At 38.4% G+C, this 8,815-nt stretch carries 11 protein-coding genes and 1 riboswitch; of the genes, 6 read left to right on the top strand and 5 right to left on the bottom strand.

Translation table 11 applies throughout. From position 1 onward, the window contains the following. Positions 1 to 51 precede the first annotated feature (51 nt). Positions 52 to 1,158: a metallophosphoesterase gene (locus tag FJR08_RS14155; RefSeq protein ID WP_168633590.1), complete on the bottom strand. Its 1,107-nt coding sequence runs from the start codon at positions 1,156 to 1,158 to the stop codon at positions 52 to 54. Between the two features lie 151 nt (positions 1,159 to 1,309). On the opposite strand from FJR08_RS14155, the gene trmB reads away from it, so the two are divergent. Next, the gene (gene trmB, locus FJR08_RS14150) at positions 1,310 to 1,945 is read left to right on the top strand and encodes a tRNA (guanosine(46)-N7)-methyltransferase TrmB (protein ID WP_148759811.1); all 636 of its coding nucleotides are present in this window, start codon (positions 1,310 to 1,312) and stop codon (positions 1,943 to 1,945) included. An 81-nt stretch (positions 1,946 to 2,026) separates the two neighbouring features. Here trmB and pth read toward each other — a convergent pair whose 3' ends face one another. From pth to FJR08_RS14130, 4 genes are all read right to left on the bottom strand, one after another. Continuing rightward, the gene (gene pth, locus FJR08_RS14145) at positions 2,027 to 2,668 is read right to left on the bottom strand and encodes an aminoacyl-tRNA hydrolase (protein ID WP_168633589.1); all 642 of its coding nucleotides are present in this window, start codon (positions 2,666 to 2,668) and stop codon (positions 2,027 to 2,029) included. Further along, positions 2,665 to 2,925 (bottom strand): TatA/E family twin arginine-targeting protein translocase, encoded by a 261-nt coding sequence (locus tag FJR08_RS14140; protein ID WP_015078234.1) that lies wholly within the window; start codon positions 2,923 to 2,925, stop codon positions 2,665 to 2,667. The genes pth and FJR08_RS14140 overlap by 4 nt, the downstream gene beginning before the upstream one ends. Positions 2,926 to 3,226: 301 nt before the next feature. Next, positions 3,227 to 3,430 carry a photosystem II reaction center phosphoprotein PsbH gene (psbH, locus tag FJR08_RS14135; protein ID WP_015078233.1) on the bottom strand — a complete coding sequence of 68 codons (204 nt, stop codon included), beginning with the start codon at positions 3,428 to 3,430 and terminating at the stop codon, positions 3,227 to 3,229. Between the two features lie 379 nt (positions 3,431 to 3,809). Then, the gene (locus tag FJR08_RS14130) at positions 3,810 to 4,235 is read right to left on the bottom strand and encodes a GxxExxY protein (RefSeq protein ID WP_015078232.1); all 426 of its coding nucleotides are present in this window, start codon (positions 4,233 to 4,235) and stop codon (positions 3,810 to 3,812) included. Positions 4,236 to 4,479: 244 nt separating this feature from the next. On the opposite strand from FJR08_RS14130, the gene FJR08_RS14125 reads away from it, so the two are divergent. The 5 genes from FJR08_RS14125 (at position 4,480) to FJR08_RS14105 (ending at position 8,603) form a co-directional block, all read left to right on the top strand. Next, on the top strand, positions 4,480 to 5,220 hold the full coding sequence (locus tag FJR08_RS14125; RefSeq protein WP_168633588.1) for a hypothetical protein: 741 nt from the start codon (positions 4,480 to 4,482) through the stop codon (positions 5,218 to 5,220). Next, positions 5,220 to 5,693: a DUF2726 domain-containing protein gene (locus FJR08_RS14120; protein ID WP_015078230.1), complete on the top strand. Its 474-nt coding sequence runs from the start codon at positions 5,220 to 5,222 to the stop codon at positions 5,691 to 5,693. The genes FJR08_RS14125 and FJR08_RS14120 overlap by 1 nt, the downstream gene beginning before the upstream one ends. 227 nt (positions 5,694 to 5,920) lie before the next feature. Next, positions 5,921 to 6,017, top strand: a riboswitch (TPP riboswitch). 7 nt (positions 6,018 to 6,024) lie between these two features. After that, the gene (thiC, locus tag FJR08_RS14115; RefSeq protein WP_168466589.1) at positions 6,025 to 7,398 is read left to right on the top strand and encodes a phosphomethylpyrimidine synthase; all 1,374 of its coding nucleotides are present in this window, start codon (positions 6,025 to 6,027) and stop codon (positions 7,396 to 7,398) included. A 101-nt stretch (positions 7,399 to 7,499) separates the two neighbouring features. Then, positions 7,500 to 7,679, top strand: a complete 180-nt coding sequence (locus tag FJR08_RS14110; protein WP_015078228.1) for a PCP reductase family protein — start codon at positions 7,500 to 7,502, stop codon at positions 7,677 to 7,679. Positions 7,680 to 7,685: 6 nt separating this feature from the next. Next, positions 7,686 to 8,603 carry a hypothetical protein gene (locus FJR08_RS14105; RefSeq protein ID WP_168633587.1) on the top strand — a complete coding sequence of 306 codons (918 nt, stop codon included), beginning with the start codon at positions 7,686 to 7,688 and terminating at the stop codon, positions 8,601 to 8,603. The last annotated feature ends 212 nt before the right edge of the window (positions 8,604 to 8,815 follow it).

Below are 8,815 nucleotides of genomic sequence, written 5' to 3'. Positions count from 1 at the left end.
GGAAGAAAATTACCAATTACCAATTACCCATTACCAATTACCAATTACCAATTACCCATTACCAATTAAAAGCGTACTATGATTATCAATTAAAGCCGTATTCCCATCATTAACCGCACTATATTCTTCGATATAACGACGGACATGAATAGGAAAATGTGGATATTCTAACATAGCATCACCATCGGCAATAGTTGCCCAAAAATCCCGTAAACCGGGAGCTAGTGTTTGTGCCTGTGCTAGTGGTAAACTTAAAGGTGGTAAAGTCAATAATTTGAGGACAAAAGGATAAGAGCGATCGCCCATCCATTGCCGTGATAATGTCTGTAAATTGGGAAAATCTGGCACTGATTCCACACGAGGAGAAACAACTTGTAAGGATTCGTTACCCAATTCATCGCGGTTAAATTCTAATACTCGATAAGGATGAGGATAGCTGACTAAAGAACCCGTGGTAATATCATATATTCCTTCTGCATAAGCAATATCTTGAACGTGCAAATGTCCTGTAAATACTAACTTAACTCCATAGCGTTGTAATAATGTCCGCAGTTCTGCTGCATTTTCCAGCATATAACGATTTGCCATCGGATGATTTGATTGATTAGGTAAATGTTCAACCACATTGTGATGGATCATTACTAAAACTAATTCATCTTTAATGCTTGCTAATTCCCGTTCTAACCACTGGAATTGTTGACTATCTAACCGTCCTATTTGCTCACCTTGATCATTAAATGAGTTAGAATTAAGACCGATTAACCTCACTCCTGGGAATATCTGCCGATTGTAATAATGTTGTTGAGGATTTTCATAACCAAATTGTTGGTAATAATAGGGAAAATCTGCAAAACCAATTGATTGTTCATTAGCCATTAAAACAGGGAGATCATGATTACCAGGAATCACATAAGATGGAAAAGGTAATTGAGATAGCCTGTTTTGTAACCAATTGTGATTTGCTGGTTCACCATGTTGGGTTAAGTCTCCAGGGATCAACAAAAAATCTAAATCTAATTGGGTTAAATGTGCTAATACACTATCAAAAGCTGGAATACTCACTTCCACCAAATGGAAGCGACTAGGATGATCCCAGATGGTTTCAGGAAGCGCAATGTGTAAGTCGCTAACTATAGCAAAACGAAAATTGAGTTTCATTGATTTTAAGAAAATGTTAAAAATAAAGTTGCAAAAATTCTTATTCTTAAAGTATAACCCTCACTGTGTATACCTGTGTAGGAATATTTAGACTTAATAATATTTATATACATTTGTTTAGAATTGTTGTTTTTTTTAAGGAGAGTAAATTTTGTCACCTGTTCGAGTTCGTCAGCACGTTAACCCCCTTGCGAGTAAGTTCCAAACCCCAGCCGCTTCTCCAGAATGGCAAAAGATTTATATCCAACAAAACCTACCTCTACATTTAGATATCGGTTGTGCTAGAGGTAGATTTGTCCTCAAAATGGCACAGGTAGAACCAAATTGGAATTTTTTAGGTTTAGAAATTCGAGAACCGCTAGTAGTAGAAGCAAATAGAATCCGCGACGAAATGGAATTAACAAATTTGCATTATCTGTTTGCAAATGTGAATAATTCCCTAGTTTCCTTATTATCAACATTACCTGTAGGAAGCTTGCAAAAAGTTACAATTCAATTTCCTGATCCTTGGTTTAAAAATCGCCATGCAAAACGTCGGGTAGTGCAACCAGAATTAGTCACAGAATTAGCAAAATATTTAACAGTTGGTGGTATTGTTTTCCTGCAATCTGATATAGAATTTGTAGCAGTAGAAATGTGCGATCGCTTTGATGAACATCCTGCATTTGAAAAGCTAGGAACAACAACATGGTTAACCGAAAACCCCCTTCCTGTCCCCACAGAACGGGAAATAGCCACTCAAAACAAAGGTGAACCAGTTTATCGGGCTTTATTTAGAAAACTATAATCCGAGATCCTGGGGGAAACGATGCCGAATTTTGTCAGCGGGAATGGGGCGCATCTCTAACAGACATTCGCTGTAGCTGGGTCAGGTGCCGTCTTGTGTCAATGACTGATTGCAAAGATTCATGGACTTTTCTACTCCCTGTTTGAAACTAAATTCAACACACTCAACGACAAAGTTTAAAACTTGAGACATGACTTTATTCTCAGTGGCAGAAAATCGCCCTAAAACATGAGAAACAGTATGAGAATTATCCCCATCTATTGCGTTCTTTGGTTTACCTATACCAATTCTTAATCTAGGAAAATTTTGGGTATTCAGATGAGAAATAATACTTTTCATGCCATTATGTCCACCCGCAGATCCAGACAACCGCAGACGAGTTTTGCCCAAGGGTAAATCTAGATCATCATAAATGATTAAGATTGATTCAGGCGGTATTTTGTACCAATTGGTTACGGCTTGAATAGCTTGTCCTGAAAGATTCATATAGGTTAAGGGTTTGAGTAAGCGAATTTTCCCCTTACCTGCTGCATTCCCTTCGCCAAATTCTCCTTGAAACTTGCGATTTTCAGCTAGAGAAATTTGCCAAGCCCGAGCTAGGGTATCTATAGCTGCAAAGCCAATATTATGACGAGTTTGGTCATATTTAGGCTCTGGGTTTCCCAGTCCGACAATTAGCTGGGGAATCACCACAGCCGTTGGTTTTACTTCTTCATCTTTCATCCTTGTACGTTTTCTGACTGGGTTTTTCCAGCTTCAATGTGTTTATGCTCTAATTCAGCGGTTGTTTGCACAGTTTCTTTTAATTGTTCAGATTCTTTTTTGAACTCGCTTTGAAATTCATTAGAGGCTTCTTGAAAACTGCGAATAGTTTTCCCCAAACTGCGACCAATTTCTGGTAACTTCTTGGGTCCAAAGATTAATAATGCAACTACCATAATGACACCCATTTCTGGTAAGCCGATACCAAATATATTCATTCTTGTCTCCTGTATACGGAAAAACCGCCACAACTACCTTATAGCTTTGGGATCTAGATTAATTTTATCGCTATTTTTAGGCATTTTTTTGCATAATAAAAAAACCCGGACAAGCCAAGTAAAGTTTTATACTGCTCGGTTAAGGGTAAAAAGTCGTTATATCGTAGGTTGGGTTGACGTATGTTACCCAACAAAATTCTCGATCATGTTGGGTTTTGCTGTCGCTCAACCCAACCTACATTTCCTTAACCGAATAGTATTAGGGTAGATGCTAGTTATCAGCTTGATGACTGGATAGCCATTAGCCGCCTAAACTGCGCCAATCAACAAGCACGTCCTGAATTAACAGAGACTTGTTATAAACTTGCAGGATAATTAGCAGAAATACCAAAAATAAACCCATAAACACACCCATTAAAGGTGTTGTTCCCCAACCTGGAGACACTTTACCATACTCAGCATTTAAGGGTCTGAGAATATCTCCTAACTTAGTCCGTTGTGCCATAGTTCACCTAAGAATTAGTTACCAAAGCTTTTTTAAATTTTTTCAGACATTCCCAAACCTTTACAGGCTGGGGATTCTTGGTTTAAACTTACCTATTTTCGATTGACCTAATCACAGGTTTAACAGTTCGCATTTACTCATGTCTTTGTCACGAATAATTACCCAAGCTTTTATCCAGTGGTGGATAAGTTCCCGGTTGTCTCACGGTACATGGATGAATCCAAAAGCTGTTCTTAAATTATCGCAGTTTGTGATCTTTGTTTAGCGATATTGCCGGAGGTTTTCGCCACATTTACAAAAATACATGATTTTCGGTGTGTTGATGCGGTTATGGAGGAATTAACGAACCGCAGAGGCGCAGAGTACACAGAGGGAAGAGTTAGAGAGAGAGGGCTATGCGTTTGATACCGTCTTTGAGGAGGGGAACGTTAAAGTTGATGAGGAGTCCTAAAGTGCGCTTGGTTATTTTGAGGTAGGAGAGAAGTTGAGCTTCGTGAATGGGGGCTAGGGTTTGCACAGCTTTTAATTCTACAACTAAACAGTCTGCAACTAAAAAATCTAATCTACCTCTACCTACATCATGTCCTTTATATGTCAAGCTTATTGACTTTTCAACCTCATGATGTATACCCCGAATCATAAATTCAACAACCAGTGCTTCCTTATACACTTCCTCCAAAAACCCAGGACCTAAAACCCGGTGTACCTCAATAGCAGCCCCAATAACCTCCCCTGTAAGCCAACTCATCTCCTCTCCTAACTCTCTTCCCTCTGCGTCCTCTGCGCCTCTGCGGTTCGTTTTCATCACATAATCCTTGCAAAAACAACTAATTACCAAATTAACCCAATTATCACCTCTACCAAACCTCTTACCTCCGTGTCCTCTGTGCCTGGAGTGGTTCGTATTCATTATAACTTCTTCTTACACTCTAATAAGAAATGTGTACTGTGTTCTGAAGAAAAAGCCGGAAAATTAGCCTTTTTCATGAAATCCAAAAATCTTAGCCAAGACTCTTGTAATTTTAGAAAATAGGGGTTAAGATATTTCCATGAACCTTAAAGAAGATTTTTGGAAAAAAGCAATGTCAAAAATTATCTACGATGTCATCCAACGCTTTGAGGTTGAAAACGGCGTTCCTCGCTTGGTTTCAACTAATATTCAGGTAATTGAAGGTGGGGAAGATTTGTTATCTTTAGCTATCAGTATGCTGACTAAACTGGGTTTTTATGAAAAGTTTGATGAAAATCGAACATCTCAATATATAGGTTATCGACTAAAAAATCCTGGTAAGGGTGCTAAACGTTATCAATTAGTTTTAGCTCAACGGAAGGAAGGATTATGTATTTCGATTCCTAAAGATGTATTTCAGCCAGAAATTTTGGAGATTAAGTGTTGGAGTGATTGTATTATACATGAAGATAATTTTGGCAACCTGATAGATACAACAGATCATTTTTTAGGTAGATTTTGGATATTACCTAGTAAAGAAGATATATTTTTGGAAGTGACACAATCTCATTATCCAAATACTTTAAACGGTGAAGTAAGAGGAAAATTTTATTTGAATCCTTACCAGACATTTTCTATGGGAGACTATGATGATTATGAAGAAGCTGTATCAATGGAAGCTGATGAATTTAAACTTGAACAATTAGGAGAAAGTAGTAGTTACCTGATTCTGTATGAAGATAAACTTTTTCCATATATGTGGCAGGTGTGTATCATCTCAAATGAAGTTCTAGAAGAATTTATTAACCACTTTGCAAAAATATTAATGGAGAAAAACTAATGTCTGTAAAACCCAAAAGACTTGTTAACCCTTATGAAGAAAGAATGCTAGAGTTTCTCCAAACCTGCATAGATAAGAATTATAAAATTCATACACAGGTAAGCTTATGCCAATTTTGTGAATTAGGTAGCAGCCTTGATATTAAACTCAGAAACTTCTTCTTTAGCTCCAGTGTAGACGCTCTGATCACAAACAAAGACTATAAACCTTGTTTAGTTGTAGAATTTCAATCTACATATCATGATTCTCATGAGGCAAGAGAGCGTGATAATAAAAAATTACATTTACTAACCTTAGCAGGAGTTCCCCTAATTTATTCAAGAATTAAAGACTTTGGATTATTACATCTTTACTCTCAACAGGAAGAAGTAATATTTAATTTATTCACAGGCGAAAAACGCGAAAATGCCAAAGCCTTAATTAGAAACTATTGCGAACCATCTAATTTTTCTAACCTTCTAGCTATAGCATAGTAATTGCTAACTTACCCACCTAGCACTGAAGTGCAAGGCTAATAATAAAAGTCGTCTCAAGACGACTGAAAAAAGAAAAGATATGAGTCCGTTTTAACGGACTTTCGCTATTAGCCTGGGGTTTTAACCCTAGGCGGTTTGTGTAACCAACTACAAATCCTCCTTTCCCCATATCTTCACAATTTATCATCCCCCTCCCTCCAATCATCACCAAAATGCTACAATCTACACCATGCTAGGGGTGCTTGGGAAACCAAGCTGAGATCAAACCCTTAACACCTGAGTCTGGATAATACCAGCGGAGGGAAGCTGTTTATTTGAGGATTGTAATATGCGGACAGAATGGGTAGCCAAGCGACGTGGACAAGCTAACGTATCGCAAATGCACTACGCCCGTCAGGGTGTGATTACTGAAGAAATGGATTATGTAGCGAAGCGGGAAAAGCTGCCTGCTGAACTTATCCGCGCTGAAGTGGCACGGGGACGGATGATTATCCCTGCGAATATTAATCATACTAACTTAGAACCGATGGCCATTGGTATCGCTTCTAGTTGTAAAGTTAACGCTAATATCGGTGCTTCTCCCAATTCTTCTAACTTGCAGGAAGAAGTTGATAAACTCAACCTGGCGGTAAAATACGGTGCTGATACCGTGATGGATTTGTCCACAGGTGGCGGTAATTTAGATGAAATTCGTACCGCAATTATCAATGCTTCACCTGTTCCCATTGGTACAGTACCAGTTTACCAAGCTTTAGAAAGCGTTCACGGCACTATCGAAAATCTCACCGCTGACGATTTTCTCCACATCATCGAAAAACACGCCCAGCAAGGGGTAGACTATCAAACTATCCACGCGGGAATTTTGATTGAACATCTACCTTTAGTCAGAAGCCGCTTGACAGGGATTGTTTCTCGTGGTGGCGGAATTTTGGCGCGGTGGATGTTACATCACCACAAACAAAACCCCCTGTATACCCATTTCAACGACATCATTGAGATTTTTAAAAGATATGATGTTTCTTTCAGTTTGGGCGACTCCCTGCGCCCAGGATGTACCCATGATGCCTCAGATGAAGCCCAGTTGGCGGAACTGAAAACTCTGGGAAATCTCACCCGCAAAGCTTGGGAACATGATGTGCAGGTGATGGTAGAAGGTCCTGGTCACGTTCCTATGGATCAAATTGAGTTCAATGTCCGTAAACAAATGGAAGAGTGTTCGGAAGCTCCTTTCTATGTTCTCGGTCCTTTGGTGACTGATATTGCTCCTGGTTATGACCATATTACCTCAGCTATTGGGGCAGCGATGGCGGGTTGGTATGGGACTGCAATGTTGTGTTATGTGACTCCTAAAGAACATTTAGGTTTACCTGATGCTGAAGATGTGCGTAATGGCTTAATTGCGTATAAAATTGCGGCTCATGCTGCGGATATTGCTAGACATCGCCCTGGTGCTAGAGATAGAGATGATGAACTTTCTAAAGCTCGCTATAATTTCGACTGGAATCGTCAATTTGAGTTATCTTTAGACCCCGAAAGAGCGAAGGAATATCACGACGAAACTTTACCAGCAGATATCTATAAAACCGCTGAGTTTTGTTCAATGTGTGGACCTAAATTCTGTCCAATGCAGACTAAGGTTGATGCTGATGCTTTGACTGAGTTGGAGAAGTTTTTAGCGAAAGAACCTGTAGCTCAAGGTTAATTAGTGAACAACAAGATCCCCGACTTCTTCAAGAAGTCGGGGATCTAAAACCTAGTACATCAATCCAAATCTTTATATTGAAATTAAACTCCTAAAAATCTATGAGTGAACAAATTAAATGGACTGCTGAAGCTGAAGTTAAGCTCAAAGAAATTCCTTTCTTTGTCCGTCCGTTTGCTCGCAAAAAGATTGAAACCTATGCTCAAGAGAATAGTATATCTCTAATTACTCTTGAAATTTATGAACAGGTTAAGCAACAATTTAATAAAAAATTTGGCTAACATATAATGACTCGACAATCTCATGATCAATTCGCTAAGGAATATCTGGAGGAATTATTAACACCTCTAGGAACGATTAAAAAAAGCGAAAAGGTTAAAAGTGAAGTTCAAGAAATTGATGTTTGGTTTGAACCATTTTCTGATCAAACTCAGGAAAATCTCCCTTTAGGTTTATTAGGGAAGATGGCTAAAACTCAATGTTTATTTGAGCCTTTTCGCAATCCACCATCAGAAATAGAAATTCGCAGTTGTTTACTTAAATTATATGCCGTTCATGGTGATGTAGTTAGGAAAGCAAAACGCGAATCCAGAAATATTGCTGAATCAGAATTACCGATTTTATGGATTTTAACACCAACTTTTTCATCTCGGATGATTGCGGGTTTAGGCGCAAATGAAATTGTAGAAGATTGGGTTAAAGGTGTTTATTTTCTGCCGAATATTCTGAAAACAGCAATAGTTGTGATTCATCAATTACCAGAAAATGAGGATACATTATGGTTGAGAGTTTTGGGGAAAGGAGGAACACAAAAAAGAGCAGTTGAGGAGTTAACTGAGTTACCAGAAAATAACCCTTTTCGAGAGAATTTGTTAGAAATTTTAGCGGACTGGCGCAAGAATTTAGAATTGAGAGATAATTTAAGTAGGGAAGAAGAGGAAGTAATTATGAACTTATCACCGGCTTATTTACAACAAATAGAAGACTGGAAGCAAGAAGGAAAGCAAGAAGGTAAGTTAGAAGCAGAACTTTATTTTATAACTTCTCTTCTGGAAGGGCGTTTTGGTAGTTTAGATGCTGAGTTATCTGGTTTGGTGGAAAAGATTGCTAATATTCCTATTTCTGAACGCACTCAGTTACTTCTTGCTTTGGGTAATTTATCCCGTGAAGAATTGTTACAAAGATTGCGGAATGAGGCAGTTTAGGGTAGTATATTTTTTGGCAGTTTGAGGAGATTTCCCAAACTGCTGATGATTTGACTAAGGTGGAAAAGTTTTTGGCGAAAGAACCTGTAGCGCAAAGTTAAGACAATTTTCGTTAAACATCGTTATTCGGTTGAACCTGGTAACGATGTTTTGGGAATTAAAAGGAGTGAAATATGGATAGAGCATTATTAGATAGGGTCAGTATGATGCCC

The sequence above is a fragment of the Dolichospermum sp. UHCC 0260 genome, assembly GCF_009711985.1.
GTDB lineage: Bacteria > Cyanobacteriota > Cyanobacteriia > Cyanobacteriales > Nostocaceae > Dolichospermum > Dolichospermum lemmermannii.
The sequence above is the reverse complement of the archived record's forward strand: the minus strand, read 5'-3'. Positions and strand labels throughout refer to the sequence as shown.

Coding starts and splice junctions, on each gene's coding strand:
- FJR08_RS14140 (WP_015078234.1), bottom strand. CDS start 2,925: ATGAATATATTTGGTATCGGCTTACCAGAAATGGGTGTCATTATGGTA.
- psbH (WP_015078233.1), bottom strand. CDS start 3,430: ATGGCACAACGGACTAAGTTAGGAGATATTCTCAGACCCTTAAATGCT.
- pth (WP_168633589.1), bottom strand. CDS start 2,668: ATGAAAGATGAAGAAGTAAAACCAACGGCTGTGGTGATTCCCCAGCTA.
- FJR08_RS14155 (WP_168633590.1), bottom strand. CDS start 1,158: ATGAAACTCAATTTTCGTTTTGCTATAGTTAGCGACTTACACATTGCG.
- FJR08_RS14105 (WP_168633587.1), top strand. CDS start 7,686: ATGACTCGACAATCTCATGATCAATTCGCTAAGGAATATCTGGAGGAA.
- FJR08_RS14130 (WP_015078232.1), bottom strand. CDS start 4,235: ATGAAAACGAACCGCAGAGGCGCAGAGGACGCAGAGGGAAGAGAGTTA.
- FJR08_RS14120 (WP_015078230.1), top strand. CDS start 5,220: ATGTCTGTAAAACCCAAAAGACTTGTTAACCCTTATGAAGAAAGAATG.
- FJR08_RS14125 (WP_168633588.1), top strand. CDS start 4,480: ATGAACCTTAAAGAAGATTTTTGGAAAAAAGCAATGTCAAAAATTATC.
- FJR08_RS14110 (WP_015078228.1), top strand. CDS start 7,500: ATGAGTGAACAAATTAAATGGACTGCTGAAGCTGAAGTTAAGCTCAAA.
- thiC (WP_168466589.1), top strand. CDS start 6,025: ATGCGGACAGAATGGGTAGCCAAGCGACGTGGACAAGCTAACGTATCG.